The sequence below is a fragment of the Vibrio kasasachensis genome (assembly GCF_050337565.1).
GTDB lineage: Bacteria > Pseudomonadota > Gammaproteobacteria > Enterobacterales > Vibrionaceae > Vibrio > Vibrio kasasachensis.
The window spans coordinates 75,649-93,997 of the sequence record NZ_JAKJTB010000022.1 but is presented as its reverse complement, the minus strand read 5'-3'; the positions used below and the strand labels follow the sequence as shown (position 1 = coordinate 93,997).

The 18,349-nt window shown below is 43.5% G+C and carries 15 protein-coding genes, 2 tRNA genes, 2 rRNA genes and 1 riboswitch; of the genes, 15 read left to right on the top strand and 4 right to left on the bottom strand.

Annotated features, from left to right (window positions below; all coding sequences use genetic code 11):
- From L4C38_RS17870 to thiH, 11 genes are all read left to right on the top strand, one after another.
- Positions 1-246 (top strand): 23S ribosomal RNA (locus L4C38_RS17870); the annotation flags it as partial.
- A gap of 106 nt (positions 247-352) precedes the next feature.
- A 5S ribosomal RNA gene (gene rrf, locus L4C38_RS17865) occupies positions 353-468 on the top strand.
- A gap of 44 nt (positions 469-512) precedes the next feature.
- Positions 513-589 (top strand) — tRNA-Asp (locus L4C38_RS17860).
- 65 nt (positions 590-654) lie between these two features.
- Positions 655-731, top strand: a tRNA-Trp gene (locus L4C38_RS17855).
- A 659-nt stretch (positions 732-1,390) separates the two neighbouring features.
- A complete protein-coding gene (gene crcB / locus L4C38_RS17850) occupies positions 1,391-1,774 on the top strand; it encodes a fluoride efflux transporter CrcB (RefSeq protein WP_428798905.1) in 384 nt (127 codons plus the stop codon).
- A 61-nt stretch (positions 1,775-1,835) separates the two neighbouring features.
- A riboswitch (TPP riboswitch) is annotated at positions 1,836-1,934 on the top strand.
- A gap of 148 nt (positions 1,935-2,082) precedes the next feature.
- Positions 2,083-4,020, top strand: coding sequence for a phosphomethylpyrimidine synthase ThiC (gene thiC, locus L4C38_RS17845; RefSeq protein ID WP_428798904.1), 1,938 nt, complete (start codon positions 2,083-2,085; stop codon positions 4,018-4,020).
- The gene (locus L4C38_RS17840) at positions 4,020-5,291 is read left to right on the top strand and encodes a thiamine phosphate synthase (RefSeq protein WP_428798903.1); all 1,272 of its coding nucleotides are present in this window, start codon (positions 4,020-4,022) and stop codon (positions 5,289-5,291) included. Before thiC ends, L4C38_RS17840 begins: the two co-directional genes overlap by 1 nt.
- Positions 5,281-6,060, top strand: a complete 780-nt coding sequence (locus L4C38_RS17835) for a HesA/MoeB/ThiF family protein (protein ID WP_428798902.1) — start codon at positions 5,281-5,283, stop codon at positions 6,058-6,060. Before L4C38_RS17840 ends, L4C38_RS17835 begins: the two co-directional genes overlap by 11 nt.
- Entirely contained in the window at positions 6,057-6,266 is a 210-nt protein-coding gene (gene thiS, locus L4C38_RS17830; RefSeq protein WP_428798901.1) for a sulfur carrier protein ThiS, read from the top strand. Before L4C38_RS17835 ends, thiS begins: the two co-directional genes overlap by 4 nt.
- A 3-nt stretch (positions 6,267-6,269) precedes the next feature.
- Positions 6,270-7,034, top strand: a complete 765-nt coding sequence (locus L4C38_RS17825) for a thiazole synthase (protein WP_428798900.1) — start codon at positions 6,270-6,272, stop codon at positions 7,032-7,034.
- 8 nt (positions 7,035-7,042) lie between these two features.
- The gene (gene thiH / locus L4C38_RS17820; RefSeq protein ID WP_428798899.1) at positions 7,043-8,155 is read left to right on the top strand and encodes a 2-iminoacetate synthase ThiH; all 1,113 of its coding nucleotides are present in this window, start codon (positions 7,043-7,045) and stop codon (positions 8,153-8,155) included.
- A gap of 77 nt (positions 8,156-8,232) precedes the next feature.
- Here thiH and L4C38_RS17815 read toward each other — a convergent pair whose 3' ends face one another.
- Together L4C38_RS17815 and L4C38_RS17810 are read right to left on the bottom strand one after the other, a co-directional pair.
- The gene (locus tag L4C38_RS17815) at positions 8,233-10,023 is read right to left on the bottom strand and encodes an aminopeptidase P family protein (protein WP_428798898.1); all 1,791 of its coding nucleotides are present in this window, start codon (positions 10,021-10,023) and stop codon (positions 8,233-8,235) included.
- A gap of 143 nt (positions 10,024-10,166) precedes the next feature.
- Complete coding sequence (locus L4C38_RS17810; protein ID WP_428798897.1) at positions 10,167-11,108, bottom strand: LysR family transcriptional regulator; 942 nt, start codon at positions 11,106-11,108, stop codon at positions 10,167-10,169.
- 107 nt (positions 11,109-11,215) lie between these two features.
- Between L4C38_RS17810 and L4C38_RS17805 the strand changes: the two genes are divergently transcribed.
- Positions 11,216-12,403 (top strand): multidrug effflux MFS transporter, encoded by a 1,188-nt coding sequence (locus L4C38_RS17805; RefSeq protein WP_428798896.1) that lies wholly within the window; start codon positions 11,216-11,218, stop codon positions 12,401-12,403.
- 109 nt (positions 12,404-12,512) lie between these two features.
- Positions 12,513-12,797, top strand: coding sequence for an H-NS-like global regulator TsrA (tsrA, locus tag L4C38_RS17800; RefSeq protein WP_428798895.1), 285 nt, complete (start codon positions 12,513-12,515; stop codon positions 12,795-12,797).
- A gap of 31 nt (positions 12,798-12,828) precedes the next feature.
- On the opposite strand, the gene asnC is transcribed toward tsrA, so the two are convergent.
- Positions 12,829-13,293 (bottom strand): transcriptional regulator AsnC, encoded by a 465-nt coding sequence (gene asnC / locus L4C38_RS17795; RefSeq protein ID WP_428798894.1) that lies wholly within the window; start codon positions 13,291-13,293, stop codon positions 12,829-12,831.
- A 105-nt stretch (positions 13,294-13,398) separates the two neighbouring features.
- Between asnC and L4C38_RS17790 the strand changes: the two genes are divergently transcribed.
- Together L4C38_RS17790 and L4C38_RS17785 are read left to right on the top strand one after the other, a co-directional pair.
- The gene (locus L4C38_RS17790; protein ID WP_428798893.1) at positions 13,399-16,563 is read left to right on the top strand and encodes an EAL domain-containing protein; all 3,165 of its coding nucleotides are present in this window, start codon (positions 13,399-13,401) and stop codon (positions 16,561-16,563) included.
- Positions 16,564-16,611: 48 nt separating this feature from the next.
- Positions 16,612-17,391 carry a class I SAM-dependent methyltransferase gene (locus tag L4C38_RS17785; protein ID WP_428798892.1) on the top strand — a complete coding sequence of 260 codons (780 nt, stop codon included), beginning with the start codon at positions 16,612-16,614 and terminating at the stop codon, positions 17,389-17,391.
- 68 nt (positions 17,392-17,459) lie between these two features.
- Here the strand turns inward: L4C38_RS17785 and L4C38_RS17780 are convergent, their stop codons facing one another.
- Positions 17,460-18,341, bottom strand: coding sequence for a carboxylate/amino acid/amine transporter (locus L4C38_RS17780; RefSeq protein ID WP_428798891.1), 882 nt, complete (start codon positions 18,339-18,341; stop codon positions 17,460-17,462).
- Positions 18,342-18,349 lie beyond the last annotated feature (8 nt).

Below are 18,349 nucleotides of genomic sequence, written 5' to 3'. Positions count from 1 at the left end.
GAGAGGACCGGAGTGGACGAACCTCTGGTGTTCGGGTTGTCATGCCAATGGCATTGCCCGGTAGCTAAGTTCGGAATCGATAACCGCTGAAAGCATCTAAGCGGGAAGCGAGCCTTGAGATGAGTTCTCCCTGGCACTTTAAGTGCCCTAAAGGGTTGTTCGAGACTAGAACGTTGATAGGCAGGGTGTGTAAGTGCTGCGAGGCATTGAGCTAACCTGTACTAATTGCCCGTGAGGCTTAACCATACAACACCCAAGGGGTTTTGTGGACTCAATGCAAGAACGATTGAATGTGTATTTAGAATTTTACTCTCTATTTTAGAGAAACCAGCTTTCCGAATTAAAGAATTTGCTTGGCGACCATAGCGTTGCGGACCCACCTGACTCCATGCCGAACTCAGAAGTGAAACGCAATAGCGCCGATGGTAGTGTGGGGTCTCCCCATGTGAGAGTAGGACATCGCCAGGCTTTAAATTATGAACACTTGTTATAAATAACGAGTATTCCACTGCGGAGTGGTAGTTCAGTTGGTTAGAATACCGGCCTGTCACGCCGGGGGTCGCGGGTTCGAGTCCCGTCCACTCCGCCATTATTTAAACCTCGCTATTAGCGGGGTTTTTTTGAATCTACAGTATGATAAAGTGTAGTTTCTCTAGGGGTGTAGCTCCAATTGGCAGAGCAGCGGATTCCAAATCCGCGTGTTGGGAGTTCGAATCTCTCCACCCCTGCCATATATCAAGCCTCAGCAGAAATGCTGGGGCTTTTTTACGCCTAAAGGTTTATAGCTGGAGAGCGAGCTAACAAAGCAGCGGATTCCACAAATACCAAAATAGTGCGTGTTGGGCGAAGCTTTCGAATCTCTCCACCCCTGCTATATACTAAGCCTCAGCAGAAATGCTGGGGCTTTTTTACGCCTAGAGGTTTTTGTAGTTGGAGAGTGAGTTAACAGAGCAGCGGATCCCACATATACCAAAAAGTACGAGTTGGGCGAAGCTTTCGAATCTCTTCACTTTAGCCATATATTGATCGTCAATCTAAACCTCAAACCCACACTAAGCGTTAGACTGCGTATTTGCTTTGAATTACAGCTAAGTCTTTATCTTAATGTCAGATTGTTGCTTCTACAGTTCACCACGTAGGGTAAAAGCTACGATTCCTACCCTATATGACAAAGTTTAACTTAGTGCTATCAGTGCTCTTTTAAGGGCATTCTATTTCAACGTATCCACTACTATCTATTTTCCCGTTATAGAGTGTCTTAAGTGACATCTGTAACTTTTTCATTCTAGAATAAAGAACGATGTAATATCTGCTGGAATTTATAGTTGTAGCGGTGTTTATATGAGTGTTTTCTGACTAGAATGTAGTCACTTTAAGATTTGGGGGATTTATGGGGCAGCTTTCCATTTTGGGTTTTATCGCGCTAGGTGGCGCTTTTGGTGCATGTTCACGTTATCTAATCTCCGAAGTTTGTGTTTCACTTTTTGGTCGCGGCTTCCCGTATGGAACATTGACAGTTAACGTCGTCGGTTCATTCGCTATGGGCCTGTTGATTGCGGCATTTGAAAACGAAATTATTGCCACTGACCCGTGGCGTCAAATTATTGGTTTAGGATTTTTAGGCGCATTGACCACATTTTCAACCTTTTCAATGGATAATGTATTGCTAATGCAGCAAGGCGCATTTTTCAAAATGGGGCTTAATGTCTTACTCAATGTGGTTTTGAGTATTTCTGCGGCTTGGTTAGGTTTTCAATTATTGATAAAAAGTTAACAATTATTTAGCAATTTTTAATTGGTCCGCTTGGTTTAGGCTTTCCAATTGCTTATACTTGCTTCACTTGTCGGAGTGCCATTTGGCTGAGACCGTTAATTCGGGATCCGTTGAACCTGATCAGGCTAATACCTGCGAAGGGAACAAGAGAAGATATTACTACTAGAGTAAGCTTCGTCTCTCTAGTATACCTATCAAAATATCGATGTCGTTCTAGGTGTTCCACACCTGCTATTCGATACCTCTTGTAACATCGTTCCGCCAAGCATTTTTATCCCATTTAAATAAAATGAATAAGGAAAAATGCTATGTCGAGTCGCAAGCAAGCGAGACTGGAAGCAAAACAGTTTATAGACACTCTCTCGGTACAAGCGTACCCCAATTCCCGTAAAGTCTATGTTGAGGGTTCCCGTCCTGATATTCGTGTACCAATGCGTGAAATCTCTCTAGCAGACAGTTTGATCGGTGGTTCTAAAGACGCGCCGATCTTAGAGCCGAACGAACCTATTCACGTTTATGATACCTCTGGATTTTATACCGATCCAGATCATAGCATCGACCTATATAAAGGCTTACCTAAACTACGTGAGCAGTGGATTGATGAGCGGTTAGATACAGAAACCTTAGATGAAGTGAGCTCTGTTTATACTAAACAGCGCTTAGAGGATGAAACGTTGGATGATCTTCGCTATGGCAATTTACCACGTATAAAACGTGCTAGGACTGGTAAGCGAGTCACTCAATTACATTATGCTCGTCAGGGCATCATCACTCCCGAAATGGAGTATATAGCCCTCCGCGAGAATATGGGTAGGGTACGATACCGTGATGAGGTACTGAATCAGCAACACGCAGGGCAAAATTTTGGGGCTAATCTACCTAGAGATATCTCGCCGGAATTTGTTCGAAAGGAAGTCGCCGAAGGGCGCGCTATCATACCCTCTAATATTAACCACCCAGAGTCAGAACCGATGATTATCGGGCGCAATTTTTTGGTTAAGGTCAATGCGAATATTGGCAATTCATCAGTGTCATCTTCTATTGAAGAAGAGGTTGAGAAGTTAGTTTGGTCAACGCGCTGGGGTGGTGATACGGTCATGGACCTATCAACAGGTCGAAATATTCATGAAACACGTGAGTGGATTTTACGTAATAGCCCTGTACCAATTGGTACAGTTCCTATGTATCAAGCTCTGGAGAAAGTGAATGGTGTAGCAGAAGCTCTTAATTGGGAAGTAATGCGTGATACGTTAATTGAACAAGCAGAGCAGGGCGTTGATTATTTCACTATTCATGCCGGTTTGTTATTACGTTATGTACCAATGACGGCAAAGCGGGTGACAGGTATTGTTTCTCGCGGTGGTTCAATCATTGCGAAATGGTGCTTGGCTCATCATCAAGAAAGCTTCCTTTATACCCATTTCCGTGAAATTTGTGAAATTTGTGCCAAGTATGACGTTGCGCTTTCTCTAGGTGATGGTCTGCGTCCTGGTTCGATTGCCGATGCAAACGATGAGGCGCAATTTGCTGAACTTCGAACTTTAGGTGAATTAACCAAAGTAGCTTGGGAATATGATGTGCAAGTTATTATCGAAGGTCCAGGGCATGTGCCGATGCACATGATCAAAGAGAACATGGACGTTCAGCTAGAACATTGTCATGAAGCGCCTTTCTATACGTTGGGTCCATTAACCACGGATATTGCGCCAGGTTATGATCACATTACTTCTGGGATTGGTGCTGCAATGATTGGTTGGTACGGGTGTGCCATGCTGTGTTACGTAACACCCAAAGAGCACTTGGGCTTACCGAACAAAGAAGATGTAAAGACAGGCTTAATTACTTATAAGCTCGCCGCTCATGCTGCTGACCTTGCGAAAGGGCACCCAGGGGCTCAGGTCCGTGATAATGCATTGTCAAAAGCACGCTTTGAGTTCCGTTGGGAAGATCAGTTCAACCTATCTCTTGACCCTGAAACTGCGCGAACTTTCCATGATGAAACGCTCCCACAAGAGTCAGGCAAGGTAGCGCACTTTTGTTCGATGTGTGGTCCTAAATTCTGCTCAATGAAGATTTCACAAGAAGTTCGTGAATATGCGAAAGACACTAAACAGGTGGCAGCAGATCAAGCTATATCAATTAAGATGCTTGATGATCCTTTAGAAGGTATGCGTCAAAAATCAGAAGAGTTCCGCGCAACGGGTTCTGAGCTATACCACCCAGCGGTTACAACCGAGGTGGAATAGTGATGGTACGTATACTCGTTCCTTCTGAACAGATAGTGTTAACTGGTGAGATCCAACATGCATTGCTAGTCGCTGAGCTGCAAGGCTTAGTAATTAACGAGATTGAGTTGGGTGTTAGCCCATCTCAATATATCCAAGTGGTGATTGAACAATCGTCGTTATCTATTGGTTCAGATTTATGGTCAAGTGACATTGAAGGTTGTGATTTTTACTTGAGCTACACAAGTGGTATAACACCATGTAACCAGTCAATGCGTCGCAACCAAATCATTATCGGGTGGCAAGATAATAACTCTTTACTTGATGTATGGTTGCACCCTTTAAGCGGTGAAACTCGAGCTTTATCGACAGAAAATCACACGGAACATCTTGATGCAAAGAGTCATCTATCGTGGTTAGTTGCCTTACTTAGTCTCGGCTTTCCAATTGAAGATGGGTTAACGCTCGCTCGGGCAAAAATGAATGTTTCACGTGAAACATGGCCATCTAATTATAAAAACTTTCCTAGACCGATTATACAAGACAGCCGTTTGGCAATTGCTGTCGGTTGGTCTAAGCAAACTGACATGCCTTCCTTTGGTGAACTGCACCGTTCGAGTCTTGGTCTTTACCCTGTAGTTAATAATGTTGCTTGGGTGGAGGCATTACTTAAATTAGGTGTGACTACACTGCAACTAAGAATTAAAGATCCGAATACTTCAGATCTTGAGTCGCAAATAGCCGGCGCGATTAAATTGGGTAAAGAGTATCAAGCACAAGTGTTTATTAACGATCATTGGCAATTTGCAATTAAGTATCAGGCATTTGGTGTGCATTTAGGTCAGGAAGATTTGGAACACTCTAACCTTGAGAAGTTACGTGATGCACATGTTCAGCTTGGACTATCGACACATGGATACTATGAACTATTGAGAATTATACAGCTTAAACCAAGCTATATAGCACTTGGGCATATATTCCCCACCACGACCAAAAAAATGCCATCAAAGCCACAAGGGTTAGTTCGTCTTTCGCTGTATCAAGCGTTAATCGACACAATTCCTTATGGAGATCAGGATTTGAATGGTGGTGAGGTCCGTTACGGATATCCTACCATCGCGATTGGTGGTATTGATTTGAACAATGCACACGATGTTTGGTCATGCGGTGTTTCAAGCCTTGCGGTCGTTCGAGCAATAACTTTAGCGGATAACCCAGCCCAAGTTCTACAGCGTTTTGCCAGCATAATGCAGGAAAATGGGGAAAGAAAGGAGCGCGCTCGTGCTAACTGATCAAGCGTTTACTCGCTACCAAAGGCAAATTGCACTACCTGAATTTGGTGAAGAGGGTCAACAACGACTATCTAACTCTCATGTGCTAGTAATTGGTTGTGGGGGGTTAGGGAGTGCTGCATCTCTCTATTTGACGGCGGCAGGTATTGGTCACATGGTGTTGGTTGACGACGACTGCGTAGAAAGCAGCAACCTACAAAGGCAAGTGGCATATCGGCATTGTGACATTGGTAAGCAGAAAGTTGATGCTATCGCTGGGCAATTAGTTGCGCTCAATCCAGATGTACGACTGAGAACCCTTAATCATCGCTTAGATGAAAGACAACTTGAGTTAGAGGTGATGCTTGCTGATGTCGTACTTGATTGTACTGATAACATTGCGACACGTCAGATGATCAACCGAGTTTGCTTTGAGCAAAAAACAGTTTTGATTTCTGCGGCAGCAATAGGATGGCAGGGGCAGTTTGCTGTGTTTGATTATGTAAACGGAACCGCTTGCTATCGCTGTCTGTACCCATTCGATGAGCTGAAAAATGGTCAATCTTGTAGCCAGATGGGAGTTATCGGACCGATTGTCGGTACTTTAGGTAATTACCAAGCTATAGCAGCGATACAAAAATTGGCTCTTGAAAAATTCAGCGTGGCTACCGGCCAATTGCATTTGTTTGACGGAAAAACGCTGCTTTGGCAGAGCATTTCAATCACACAGGATATGCAATGTTTGGTATGCAGTAGTAAGGAAAGCGCATATCTGGGAGAGGGACAATGACCACCATGACGATACTGATTAATCAGCAACCGCAAGTAGTCGCAGTTGATATTAGTTTAATGAAGATCATTACTGAGTTCGATTTGCCTGACCAAGGTTGTGTATTCGCAATCAACAATCAAGTGGTACCAAAAAGTGAATGGCAAACTAAACAGTTAAACCAAGGTGATGCTATATCACTATTTCAAGCGATTGCCGGAGGGTAGACCATGCTTAAAATTGCAGACAAAGTTTTTCAATCTCGCTTGTTCACGGGTACGGGTAAGTTTGCCAACAGTGAACTAATGGCACAAGCGATTCGTATTTCTGGGTCACAGTTAGCCACCATGGCTCTTAAACGGGTTGATATAAATGATCGCAACGATGACATTCTTAAGCCCTTAGTTGAATTCGGCGTTAATTTGTTGCCAAACACTTCCGGAGCAAAGAATGCACAAGACGCGATTTTCGCTGCTCACTTAGCAAGAGAGGCTCTAGGAACTAATTGGCTTAAATTAGAAATTCATCCTGATCCTAAGTACCTGATGCCAGATCCAATTGAAACATTATTGGCAGCAGAACAATTGGTCAAAGATGGGTTTGTTGTCCTGCCGTATTGCCATGCCGATCCTGTGTTGTGTAAACGATTGGAAGAGGTCGGTTGTGCTGCAGTTATGCCTCTAGGTGCCCCGATTGGGTCAAATAGGGGAATTGCGTCACATGACTTTTTAGAAATAATCATTGATCAAGCAAAAGTGCCAGTGGTTGTTGATGCAGGTATTGGTGCGCCTTCGCATGCTGCGAGAGCCATGGAAATGGGGGCTGATGCAGTACTCGTTAATACTGCCATTGCAGCAGCAAGCAATCCAATTGCGATGGCTGAGGCTTTCAAATTGGCTGTGCAATCCGGGCGTATGGCCTTCGAATCTGGTCTAGCTGGTCAGGTTTCCCATGCTGTTGCATCAAGTCCGTTAACCTCATTTTTAGATCAGTGAGATAGAATATGAGTTTTATTGAGAAATTTGGACAGTTGGATTGGGATGATATTTCGTTAGCGATTCTAAGCAAAACGTCTGTTGACGTAGAGCGTGCGCTATCCAAACCAAAAAGAGATTTAGAGGACTTCAAAGCTCTTATCTCACCGGCTGCGGAACCTTACTTAGAGCAGATGGCACAAGCTTCTTACGCTCTAACTAGAAAGCGTTTCGGCAACACCATGTCGTTGTATATTCCTCTCTATCTTTCAAACCTTTGCGCTAATGCTTGTAGCTATTGTGGTTTTTCAATGGAGAACCGTATTAGACGGCGTACGCTCAATCAAGTAGAGGTTGAAGCTGAGATCGAAGCTATCAAGAAGATGAAATTTGATAGTGTTTTACTGGTAACGGGCGAGCATGAAACAAAGGTTGGCATGGATTATTTTCGTGAGGTGCTACCGGTTATCAAATCTCAGTTTAACTATTTGGCAATGGAAGTTCAGCCCTTGGAGCAGCATGAATACGCAGAGTTGAAGACTCTCGGGCTTGATGCTGTCATGGTCTATCAAGAAACCTATCATCCATCCACTTACGCTCAACATCACTTGCGTGGCAATAAAACCAATTTTGAGTTTCGTTTGGAAACGCCGGATAGGCTGGCCAAGGCTGGAATAGATAAAATTGGAATAGGAGCCTTGATTGGCTTAGATGATTGGCGCACTGATTGCTTTTATGTTGCCGCACACTTGAACTATCTCGAGCGTACATATTGGCAAACTCGCTACTCCATTTCATTCCCTCGCTTGCGACCTTGCGCGGGAGGATTGCAGCCTAAATCCATTATGAGTGATAAACAGTTGGTACAACTGATTTGTGCTTTTCGGCTGATTAACCCTGAGGTTGAGTTGTCGCTATCAACTCGAGAAAATGAAGCGTTTAGAGATAATGTGCTACCACTCGGTATCACTAGCATGTCTGCGGCTTCAAAGACTCAGCCTGGTGGGTATGCGATGCAAGATGTTGAGTTGGAGCAGTTTGAAATTAGCGATGACCGTAGTGCAGCGAGTGTAGAAAATATGATTAGAAAGCGCGGATTTGATCCGGTTTGGCGTGATTGGCATTCTGCGTACTCTGGTTAAAATACTCAAAACAGGTTTCACGTGAAACATAACAAAGGCTCCAATAGGAGCCTTTGTTTTATACAGCCTAAAATTTGTCAGTGGCTTAGTGGCTTAGTGGCTAAACGTAACCATTGCTTAATCTGTGGATCTTCGACTAATTCACTCAGTTCATCCCAGACTTTTTGATGATAATCGTTTAGCCATGCTAATTCTGGGCGAGTGAGCAGATTCACATCAATGTTACGTATATCGATAGGACAGCGAGTTAACGATTCAAACGCAAGTACTGAGAAATCACCGTGAGTTGGTTGCTCAACAATAAGCTCAAGGTTTTCAATTCGAATACCAAATTGATCTGCACGATAATAGCCAGGTTCGTTAGATAGCACCATTCCCTCAGTTAAAGGAACATCGATCGGTTTCTTCGAAATACTGGCTGGACCTTCATGAACACTTAGGAAATGTCCCACACCATGACCAGTTCCATGGTCATAATCATAGCCCTCTGCCCATAGATGTTGGCGCGCGAGAGTATCGATCTGATAGCCGCGAGTACCTTGAGGGAATCTAGATCGTGCGACACCTATGTGTCCTTTTAGTACAAGTGTAAACTGCTTGATCATCTCTGTACTAGGTTGACCAATAGCGACAGTACGTGTGATATCAGTTGTGCCATCTAGGTACTGACCACCCGAATCAACTAAGTAAAGGCTATTCATGGATAGTTGACCTGGCTCAGGCTGATTTTCATGGTTGTAGTGACACATAGCCGCGTTACTACCTGCCGCTGAAATGGTATCGAAACTCAAATCCATTAACGTTGGATCTTGGCGACGAATTGATTTTAACTTTTCTGCAAGTACCGCTTCATTGTGTAGGTTGCCGACGGCTACTTCACTATCTAGCCAGCTTAGGAATGTAATCATCGCGACACCATCACGAATATGACACGCTTTCATTCCTGCAACTTCGACTGTGTTTTTCGCCGCTTTTGGCATTAAGCATGGATCTGCAGCACCAACAACCTGAGCGCCGCAATTTTGCAATACAAGCTTGAACCAAGCGTTGCTAGTTAATGGGTCTAGCAATACTTTTTTATTGTTCAGTTTTTCTAGTTGATCTTGAAGCTGCTCAGGTGGGTAAACGGCTACACCTTGACCTACGTGCTGAGAAAAGTTGGCAGGTATGCGATCTGAGTTAAGGAAGAACTCAACTTGACCGTTAGCATGCAAAATGGCGTGCGAGAGTAAAACGGGTAAGCGAGAAATATCCAGACCACGGATATTGAGCAGCCAACAGATAGAATCTAACGCGGTGATGATTGCACTATCTACGCCTTGCTTATTCAGCAGAGCGCCAATTTGCTCGCGTTTGTCTTCGCTTGCTTGGCCAACCGCGTCTGTTGACATCAATCGAACTTCAGAAAGAACAGCTGCTGGGCGGTCGTGCCAAAGTTCGTCAATCGGGTTACTGGTTAGGATCTCAAGTTGATGTTGCTTGGATAGCTTTGCTTGTGCTGAATCTAACCATGAACCGTTATGCATGCGAGGGTCAATCGCAATTCTACCACCGGGAGCAACATGGTCAATGACCCAGTCTAAGGCTGGTTCGTTGATGAGATGGCGATATTCAAACAGCTTCGACGGTACTTGCTTTGTTACTTGTACAGTGTAGCGACCATCAACAAAAATTGCAGCGTCATTCTGTGTAACAACAACAACACCGGCTGAGCCTGTAAAGCCCGTTAACCAGTGCAAGCGTTCATTATGAGCTGGCACATACTCACCCAAATACTCATCTTCGTGAGGTACTAATAAGGCATCAAGGTTATGCTGAACAAGCCATTTTCTAATGGCAGTTAAACGCTGTTCAGTGGTTGTAAGCATCGTTTTTAATCCTTCAATTTGTTGTTGTCGCGCAAACGTAATGACAATGCAGAATAAGCTACTCTTTTTGCTACTTAGCTGCAAACGTTAGTAATGTGTATTTTTAATGGCTGGTTTTTTTCACTATATTAGTCGCTATTTTACTATCTTAGTGCATTGGTTTTGTCACGTATCATCGCTCGAAGCCACGAGAGTGCGGGGTCATTCTCCCGCTCGCGATGCCAAAACAAGGTGTACGCCATGGGAGGAAACTCCATCGGTAACGGTAGTACTGTTAAGTTGAGCTGTTTGGCCGACAAATCAACAAAGTGACTCGGTGCGGTAAAGACAAAATCTGTGTAGCTACACAAGCTAGCAGCACTATTGAAATCCGGTACGGTAATCGCAATATCTCGTTCGCTACCTATGTCTGCTAGCCGATAGTCCAACAACCAGCGATCATTGCCATCACAACGAACTTGCACGTGTCTTTGCTTTAGGTAGCTCTCTAAGTTCCAAGGTTGATGAAGGGCGGGGTGGTCATTTCTAACCAAACACTTCTGGTTATCGCGATAAATTTCTTGTTCACAGATATCGTTTGGTGGCAGCATCGTCAGCTTAGCATCGTTAATGTCGATATCTTTACCGGTTATACCCAAATCAATTTCCCCACGCTGTATTAAAGCAAAGGTTTGATCTCCCCATGGATGAGTACTGATGGTGACGTTTGGTGCCTGCCTAAATATGTGCGGTAGAAAATGTGGTAATATCAGAGGGTAAACGCTTTCTACTGCTGCTATTTGAAATCTATAGTCACTTGAATCAGGCGTGAATAGTTCGGGTTGAGTCAATACTTCTAGCTGATGAATTAGGTTATCTAGTTTCGGTTTTAGGAACAAAGTTTTTGGTGTGGCAGTTAGCCCGTGGGAATTGCGTACGAACAGTGGGTCATCGAATTGTAGTCTTAGCTTAGCTAAGTTTTTACTAATGGCCGATTGAGAAAGGCATAGACGATTTGCCGTTCGAGTAACATTAAGCTCTTCGCTTAGAACCTTTAAACATACGAGTAAATTTAAATCAATTCGAGCAAGTTTTTCAATGTTCATTGATATTCCCATTAAGAATAACATTAATGATACTTAATCATTGGAAGTAATATCTAGCCTAGCCTAGACTAGCGTAAATTTCACTAATCTATATTATTGTGGCTCTAATGCATACATCAACGCCCCCTCAAAAAAGACAATTGGTCTTGCTGACATTATTGGTTCTGTTTAGCCCACTGGCTATTGATATCTATTTGCCTGCGCTTCCTTTGATCTCAGAAGCGTTTCACGTGGAACATGCGTTGTCGCAAGATACGATTACATGGTTTTTATTTGCAATGGGTGTTGGTCAGTTGTTCGCGGGTCCTTTGACCGATAAGTTGGGGCGTCGAACGATTGCATTAAGTGGCATCGCTATCTATGGAGTTAGTGCCTTGCTGGCATGGGGCGCGCAAAACATAGAGTGGATGCTCATGGCTCGTCTATTACAAGGTTTTGGCGCATGCGCAACATCAGTGGCGGCCTTTGCGACTGTTCGTGATATTTTTGGTCCACATAAAAGCGGCAAGATGATCAGTTACTTGAATGGGGCGATATGTTTTATTCCAGCACTAGCGCCAATTTTAGGTAGTTGGTTAACTCAGCAATTCGGTTGGCGCAGTAGCTTTAGTTTCATGGCTATTTTTTCTTTGGTGGTGTTTGTTCTATTGGTGACTTGGATGAAAGAAACCAACCCTCAAGTGAGTAAAGAGCCCGTCTTTAAACTAAGCCGGTACCTAGAGATATTAAAAACTCCGTCATTTTTATTTCATGCCAGCCTTTGTATGTTGGCAATGGCGGTCATTCTTGCCTACGTAACTTCTGCACCTGTTGTGTTAATGGAGAAGCTGGGTTTGAATATGAATCAGTTTACGTTTTGGTTTGGAATTAACGCAGTGATCAATATTATCGCATGTATGACGGCACCTAAGTGTATGGATGAATTAGGTACGCGCGTAACATTGCTCATTGGCTTAGCTATCTTAATGGTTTCCGGTGTGTTGATGCTGGCATTGGCGGACATCAACAGCGCAATTGCTTTTATGGCACCGATTTTCTTATCATCAATTGGATTTGCGTGGATCCTTGGTGCCGCAGCAGGTAAAGCCTTGGCACCATTTGGAGATAAGGCGGGCACAGCTGCTGCACTACTTGGTTTGTTCCAAATGAGTGGTTCTGGTTTGGTGATTGCTCTTGTTCAACGTACGGGCTTAGAGCCACAAGCCATGATTGCAATTCAAATGATGGTTGTATTACCTTGGTTTATGGCATTATTTAGCAAACCGTGCCGATCTTGGCATCAAACGGTAGCATAATAGGCGGTATTGCAAAAAGCACCCTTGTCTCGGTTTTGGTCGCTATGACAAAGTAAAAAAACGGTGTATATTTACACTTCATATTTTGATGGGTGGATTATAGGAAGATATGTCTCTAACGACGTACGAGATGGCTCGAATTCTAGAGCAAATGGATAGTTCTCCAGAAAAAGTAATGTTTGGCAAATTGCTCAATGAGCTAGGAAACCAAAGTGGTGAGCGTATTCAAAGCGCGGCTAAACAAGTTCCTTTGCCAATACTGAGAGATATCGTTTACCACTTTCAACAAGTTATTGCTTCACGTAAAGATGAACAGGTTGACCTGTTAGCGAAACAAATCTCTGAACAGGGAATTTCTGTAGAAGAATTGGCAGAATACTTAGCTTCACGCTAATTTAAAAAAGCTCGCTACTGTGCGAGCTTTTTTATGGGTTCACATTTCTATTTATTGGATTTTGCAGTGAGATAAGAGTCTCAGTCGATTGAACTTCGTCAATTGCTTGTAGCTTGTCTATTAGTACATATTGCAACTCTTCAATAGAACGACACATCAATTTCACGAAAATATTGTATGCACCAGTGGTGTAGTAAGCCTCAACGACTTCTTCCAAAGCGTTCAATTTTTCAAGTGCTGAATGGTAATCACGAGCTGCATTAAGATTAATGCCAATAAAACAGCACACGTCGTATCCAAGCTTTTTCGTATTCACGATGACTTCGGTACCTTGAATCACCTGCGCAGACTTCATCTTCTCAATCCGTACATGGATGGTTGCAGGGCTAACATTGAATTTTTTTGCCATCTCTGCATATGGTGTTCGTGCATCAGCCATTAAAGTTTTAAGTATGGCTTTGTCGAGTTCATCTAGCTTATTTGCATGAACCTGCATAAATTATCCTATATTGGTCAATCCTTTCGAACTGAGATAAGTACAATGTAACATCGGAATGATACTATAAATTAAACTCTTCCCTTTAGTTATGAGCAGCCAATAGTGCGTTTTTGTCTAATAATTATTACCTGTTTGTTCAGTACTTTTGCTACTGCAAAAAGTAAAGACGTACTCATTGTTCACTCTTACCATCATGGTTTTTTTTGGACCGACCATTTTCAGCAAGGTTTGAATGACATATTTCAAGATACGGATGTCACCAGCCGAGTCTTATATCTAGATACCAAACGCTTACAAAGTGACGAGTATTTAGAGCAACTGTATCGCCTCTATCAAACTAAGTTCAATGAAGAGAAATATGACGCCATCGTGGTGAGTGATAATAATGCACTTGAGCTGATGCAAAGACTAGCCCCTGAATTGAATAACACACCAGTAATCTTTGGTGGCATCAATAATTATGAGCCAGAAATACACCAAGATTTGAATGCAACCGGTGTTACCGAGAATATCAATATCGCTGCTAATTTAAGTTTGATTGAGCGTATTCAGACAGATGGAAAAAAAATCTACATTGTTACGGATAGCTCAAAAACTGGCAAAATTGTGCGGCAACAAGTCAGGGAATTCTTATCCAATCGAGTCGAACTGCAGAGCAAGGTTGAGCAAATCGTGCCTGATTCTTTCACGGAATTACTCGATTTCGTTTCACAGGTAGACAAAAAATCTAGCGTGGTTCTTGCTGTTTTCTACCGAGGTGAAGATGGTTGGATAACGAGTTTAAGGGACGTGCAACAAATAACCAAAACATCACGAGCACCTATCTACATGGTTCATGACCAAGGGTTGGGTTTGGGTGCCGTTGGTGGTGTTATGCAAAATGGTCGAATCCAAGGTCAACAAGCCGCGGAGTTATTATTAACGGTCATTGACCAACCCGACGCTTCGATGCCGCCAGTACAAGAGGGTGCACAAGAGATCAAACTCGATTACAAAGCACTCGCCAATTGGCAACTTGGTATTGATGGCGAGCAGCCATTGATACTCATCAATAAACCCCAAGCATTTACTGAACGTTACCACGACGAGTTGAGACTGGTTGGCAGCTTGTTCTTTGCCTTAAGCTTGGTGATTATTAGTTTAGTTTATTACCTTAGTCGCCTAAAAAAGAGTGAGCAATTAGCGCGCGACAACCAAACAATGATAGAGATGGTTTTTGATCAAAGTTATCACTTTATCGGCATTTTGGATTACAGCGGCATTTTGATTTCAACTAATAGTAAGCTGCAAGGTGTGTTGTACCAAGATGATGCGTTAAGTGACATTCCTATTTGGCAATATCGTCATTGGCAAGCTGATGCTGCGGGGCGTATAGAGCACTATTTTTCTCAGCTTGCTTTTGATTCAGTGAGCCAGTTTGAAGCGGAAATCTGCCACCCTGAGCATGGCGCAATGGTATTGGAGTTATCACTTCGAGCATTGCCAGATCACGAGTCTCGCTCACAGCGCGTGTTACTTGAAGCGAGAGACATTACTTCGCGTAAATTAACAGAAGAGCGCTTGTTTGAGCGAGAGGCGACACTAAGTTATTACTACAATCAACAGCCCGTTATGATGATTACGCTCGATGAACAAAATAGAATTCAACGCGTCAATCGTTTTGCGGAACAATTACTTGGATATCATGAGAAAGAGCTACTTGGACATCGGCTGAAAGACTTTTATGTTGATGAAAATGCGATTGTTCCAAGGCAGGTATTACTTCAGCCTAAACAAGCTTTGCAAGGCGTCTGGCGACGAGAAATTGAGTTTCGCCATCGTGATGGGCACTCTTTATGGATTCGCGAAAACATAAGACCGCTGGTAGAAAGTGGTCACTTACTTATTGCTGGTGAAGACGTAACGGAAATGCGTATGCTTGCCAAGCAACTTGCTTATCAAGCCCAACATGACTTACTCACTAATACCTACAATCGAAATCACTTTGAAATAGAGTTGGGTAAAGCGCTTAAAGAAATTGAAAACTATACCCGAACTCACGCCATGTTTTATTTAGATATGGACCAATTGAAGGTTATCAACGATACCGCTGGGCATGAAGCCGGTGATGCTGCCATCAAGTTTTGCGCGAGCATGTTACAAGATGTGCTCCCCTACAAAGCAACATTGGCCAGAATGGGTGGTGATGAATTTGCCGTTCTTGTTAAAGACTGCACGGAGAGAGACGCCAAAAACGTGGCTCAGTCGATCATCTCAACACTTGGCGATCATCAGTTTATTTGGGATGAAATCAAACTCAATTTAACTTGCTCGATAGGTATTCGATTGATCGATCATACCGCGACGTCACCGCAGATGGTTCACGCTCAGGCTGATACAGCGTGCCACGCGGCGAAAGAAGAAGGGCGAAACCGTTATAACCTATATTGCCCTGATGATCAGGAACTACGCCATCGTGAAATGGAGATGAGCTGCGTTAACTTGGTACACGGTGCGCTAGCTGATGATCGCATAGAATTGTTTGCTCAGCGCATTATGGGCATGGATATCGAAGATGAGCGGATGCATTTTGAAATCTTAGTGCGTATTCGAAATGCTGATGGGGAGTACATCTCTCCTGGTATTTTTATACCAGCATCGGAAAGATACAATATTGCGCACTTCATCGACAAGCAGGTCATTCGTCAAACACTCGCTTGGCTCGAAGCGCATCAGGAAGAATTGGAAAACCTAGCTCTATGCTCAATTAATTTGTCTGGGCAATCTATGGGCAATCAGGAGTTTATTGATTTCCTGCTGCAAACTCTTAGTCTTAGCAGCGTACCTTGTGAAAAGATTTGTTTGGAAATCACCGAAACTGCCGCGATGAGTAATATGAATCAAGCCATTGAACTATTTACTCAGATTAAGCAATTGGGCTGCCTCATCGCATTGGATGATTTTGGCTCTGGGTTGTCCTCATTTGGTTATCTAAAAAAATTGCCAGTAGACATTGTTAAGATCGACGGTTTGTTTGTGCGCGATATTGCGGTTAATGAGATGGATCACTTGATGGTGCGATCTATCCATGACCTCGCGAAACAGATGGGTAAAAAAACGGTTGCTGAGTTTGTTGAAAACACCCAAATTATAGATTTATTGATGGAGATTGGTGTCGACTATGCGCAAGGCTATGTGATTGGTAAACCTAAACCGTTGGAAGAGTTGGTTGAGGAGTTGATGCTAGAGAATAAGGCATTGAACAGCAAACGTAGTAGCGTGCATTAAAATTCGCTACACTTCGGCCTTCTTTTTGCGCTTTTTATGGAGCACGTCTTGCAACTACAAATTGTGTGTGAAGATCCAACACAAACTGAACGTCTAAATGAAATCGCTGAGCGCTGGGGTTTGCAACATGATGAGCAGAGTTCGTTCGCTTTAGTGCTTACCGAACAGCGCCTTGAATTGCGTAAATTAGATGAGCCAAAGCTAGGCGCTATTTTTGTTGATTTAGCGTCGGGTGCAGTGGCGCACCGTCGTAAATTCGGTGGTGGTAAAGGGCAGGCTATTGCCAAAGCAGCTGGTCTCAACAAAGGTGCGATACCAACGATATTGGATGGCACTGCAGGGTTGGGGCGTGACGCTTTTGTTCTGGCTTCTCTTGGTTGTAAAGTGCAAATGGTTGAGCGTCATCCAGTAGTTGCAGCATTGCTTGATGATGGTTTAGAGCGCGCCAAGCAAGATCCTGAAATTGGTGGTTGGGTTTCTGAACGTATGTCGTTATTACATGCATCGAGTCACAATGCGTTGAGTGGTTTAGCTGATAACCCCGAGTTTATTGCCCCTGATGTGGTTTACCTCGATCCCATGTACCCACATCCGGAAAATAAGAAGAAAAGTGCATTGGTAAAAAAAGAGATGCGAGTTTTCCAATCTTTGGTTGGTGCGGATAACGATGCTGATGCATTGCTAGAACCAGCACTAGCTTTAGCGACTAAGCGAGTCGTGGTTAAGCGACCTGACTATGCTGAGTGGCTGAATCAGCATAAGCCGAGCATGGCTATTGAAACTAAAAAGAATCGCTTTGATGTGTACGTTAAAGCTTCAATGAACTAGTGATGACCAAACGACAAACAAAAAGCCCGCGAATTTCGCGGGCTTTTTGTTTGAAAGGCTATAGTTGGTTAGATCGCTGAGGTATAAGTGCGTGCTACTCGCCGTTTTACCCATGTTTCATTGATCCATAGAGATAGCATAATGATTGCACCGCCAGTGACCAGACGCACCAGATCGACATCTCGATTCCAAATCACAATGTTGACGATAAGCCCAGCAGGAACCAAAGCATTGTTCATTACAGCTAGCGCACCAGCATTGACCAAGGTAGCGCCTTTATTCCATGCAAAGTAACCAAGACCTGAAGCAATCAAACCAAGGTAAATGAGAATGCCCCATTGGGTATTTGTGGTGGGCAATCTATCTAGATTACCAAGTAACGCAAAAGCGATGGTCGCGACCAATAAAGCACCTAAGTAGAAATAACCAAATACAGTGTGCTGAGGTAAATCAACCGTCTCTTTTTCCATTATGTACTTATAACCGACTTGCCCAATGGCAAAGCACAGGTTGGCTCCCTGCACGACCAAGAAGCCGAGTAGGAAGTTGTCATTCACGCCGGAAAATTTGATCATTGCTGCACCGGCTACTGCGATCAGTGCGGTGACTAAGTACCAAGGTGAGAAGTGCCCTTTGAGTAAATCGTAAATAAGCGTGACGTAGATTGGAGTGAACACGGTAAACAGTAGTACTTCGGGAACTGAGAGTAGCAAGAACGATTGGTAGTAGAAGCAGTACATCAGACCTAGCTGGAATCCACCCACCACCATGAGCTTGGTGATCAGGGATTTGCTTACCCCCTTGAATTTAATAAAAGGTAAGAAGACTACGCTGGCGAGTGCCACACGCATTAATACGGAGAACCAAGAGTCAACTTGACCTGCGAGATAAACACCGATCAGACTGAACGAAAACGCCCAAAGTAGCGTGACGGCTGATAGATAACCCATAACCAATA

Bases quoted from the DNA above. Each gene is read 5' to 3' on its own strand.
- crcB (WP_428798905.1), top strand. From the start codon at position 1,391: ATGGGGCAGCTTTCCATTTTGGGTTTTATCGCGCTAGGTGGCGCTTTT.
- thiC (WP_428798904.1), top strand. From the start codon at position 2,083: ATGTCGAGTCGCAAGCAAGCGAGACTGGAAGCAAAACAGTTTATAGAC.
- thiS (WP_428798901.1), top strand. From the start codon at position 6,057: ATGACCACCATGACGATACTGATTAATCAGCAACCGCAAGTAGTCGCA.
- L4C38_RS17825 (WP_428798900.1), top strand. From the start codon at position 6,270: ATGCTTAAAATTGCAGACAAAGTTTTTCAATCTCGCTTGTTCACGGGT.
- thiH (WP_428798899.1), top strand. From the start codon at position 7,043: ATGAGTTTTATTGAGAAATTTGGACAGTTGGATTGGGATGATATTTCG.
- L4C38_RS17815 (WP_428798898.1), bottom strand. From the start codon at position 10,023: ATGCTTACAACCACTGAACAGCGTTTAACTGCCATTAGAAAATGGCTT.
- L4C38_RS17810 (WP_428798897.1), bottom strand. From the start codon at position 11,108: ATGAACATTGAAAAACTTGCTCGAATTGATTTAAATTTACTCGTATGT.
- L4C38_RS17805 (WP_428798896.1), top strand. From the start codon at position 11,216: ATGCATACATCAACGCCCCCTCAAAAAAGACAATTGGTCTTGCTGACA.
- tsrA (WP_428798895.1), top strand. From the start codon at position 12,513: ATGTCTCTAACGACGTACGAGATGGCTCGAATTCTAGAGCAAATGGAT.
- asnC (WP_428798894.1), bottom strand. From the start codon at position 13,293: ATGCAGGTTCATGCAAATAAGCTAGATGAACTCGACAAAGCCATACTT.
- L4C38_RS17780 (WP_428798891.1), bottom strand. From the start codon at position 18,341: ATGGGTTATCTATCAGCCGTCACGCTACTTTGGGCGTTTTCGTTCAGT.